Below are 1,068 nucleotides of genomic sequence, written 5' to 3'. Positions count from 1 at the left end.
GGGTTTTCCAGAAGGCGATCTTGTCGAACTGGTCGAAACCGTTGGTCTTGCAACCTTCGGCACCGAGCAATTCACTCTCCTTGCACGCCGCCGGCACGGCTGGCAGCGAACCGAACCACGCCGCCACGTCGCCCTGGACTTTCGGTTGCAACGACCAATCCATCCACTTGTAGGCGCAGTTCGGGTGTTTGGCGTCAGCGTGCAACATGGTGGTGTCCGCCCACCCGGTGGCGCCTTCTTTCGGGATGGTCGACGCGATCGGCTGCTTCTCGTTGATCAGGCCATTGACCTGATACGGCCAGGCGCCGGACGCGACCACGCCTTCGTTCTTGAAGTCACTCATCTGTACGGTGGTGTCGTGCCAGTAACGGTGGATCAACGGCTGCTGGGCGCGCAGCAGATCGAGCACGGCCTTGTACTGCGCTTCGGTCAGTTCGTAGGGGTTCTGGATGCCCAGTTCCGGCTTGGCCGATTTGAGGTACAACGCGGCGTCGGCGATATAAATCGGACCGTCATAGGCCTGAACGCGGCCCTTGTTCGGTTTGCCGTCCGGCAGATTTTCCGCGTTGAACAACACGCCCCAGCTGTCAGGCGCAGTCTTGAACACGTTGGTGTTGTACATCAGCACGTTCGGCCCCCACTGATATGGGGTGCCGTAGGTCTGGTTGTTGACCACGTACCACGGCGCATCCTTGAGGCGAGGATCGAGGTTTTTCCAGTTCGGGATCAACGCCGTGTTGATCGGCTGCACACGCTTGCCACCGATCAGCCGCAGCGAGGCGTCGCCGGAGGCGGTGACCAGGTCATAACCACCCTTGGCCATCAGGCTGACCATTTCATCGGAGGTCGCCGCCGTTTTCACGTTGACCTTGCAGCCGGTTTCCTTCTCGAAACCGGTCACCCAGTCGTAGGCCTTGTCGCTTTCGCCACGTTCGATGTAGCCGGGCCACGCCACGATATCCAGTTGGCCTTCGCCGGCACCGACGGCTTTCAGCGGCTCGGCGGCCTGGAGGCTGGCGCTGGCCAGCAGCGCCGTGGTGATTGCACTGAGCAGTGCGGTCTTGTGCA

The 1,068-nt window shown here is 61.3% G+C and carries 1 protein-coding gene; it reads right to left on the bottom strand.

Features of this window, described 5'->3' with window-relative positions; all coding sequences use genetic code 11:
* The coding region (ydcS, locus tag D8U18_RS23780) for a putative ABC transporter substrate-binding protein YdcS (protein ID WP_131108624.1) at window positions 1-1,068 on the bottom strand (1,068 nt) is incomplete at both ends.

It is taken from the genome of Pseudomonas sp. Sample_10, assembly GCF_004321495.1.
Classification (GTDB): domain Bacteria; phylum Pseudomonadota; class Gammaproteobacteria; order Pseudomonadales; family Pseudomonadaceae; genus Aquipseudomonas.
This window is presented reverse-complemented; position numbering and strand designations above follow the sequence as displayed.